Source organism: Mesorhizobium sp. M7A.F.Ca.MR.362.00.0.0 (assembly GCF_004023175.1).
Taxonomy (GTDB): Bacteria; Pseudomonadota; Alphaproteobacteria; order Rhizobiales; family Rhizobiaceae; genus Mesorhizobium.
Genome location: NZ_RZTF01001006.1, coordinates 1 through 286, shown reverse-complemented (window position 1 = coordinate 286; position 286 = coordinate 1). Strand labels below are relative to the sequence as shown.

Sequence of the window (286 nt, the reverse complement as noted above, 5' to 3'; positions counted from 1 at the left end):
CTGGGGGCGGAAGGGGGTGGCGAGGGTTCAGGCCGGGCCGTTGACCGCGTGGCCGATGAAGGCGCGGCAATTGAGGTAGTCCTGCGTGTCGATCTCGCGAGCGGCCAGCTTGGCCTTGGCTTCCTTGTCGAACTCGACGAAGGCGGCATGGCTGATGAGGTTTTCGCGGCCGCTGCCCACATAGGCCGGGATGAAGATCGTCTTGGCTGCGTTGACGCGCTTGGTGAAGTCGTTGCGGTAGGTGGCGTTCATGTCGTGTCCTCATCTGGTGTTGATGAGAGTTTCC

Annotated in this window: 1 protein-coding gene; it reads right to left on the bottom strand. The window is 62.6% G+C overall.

Annotated features, from left to right (window positions below):
• Window positions 1-27: 27 nt before the first annotated feature.
• On the bottom strand, window positions 28-252 hold the full coding sequence (locus EOC06_RS38890; RefSeq protein ID WP_128310195.1) for a hypothetical protein: 225 nt from the start codon (window positions 250-252) through the stop codon (window positions 28-30).
• Window positions 253-286 lie beyond the last annotated feature (34 nt).

Bases quoted from the DNA above. Each gene is read 5' to 3' on its own strand.
- EOC06_RS38890 (WP_128310195.1), bottom strand. From the start codon at position 252: ATGAACGCCACCTACCGCAACGACTTCACCAAGCGCGTCAACGCAGCC.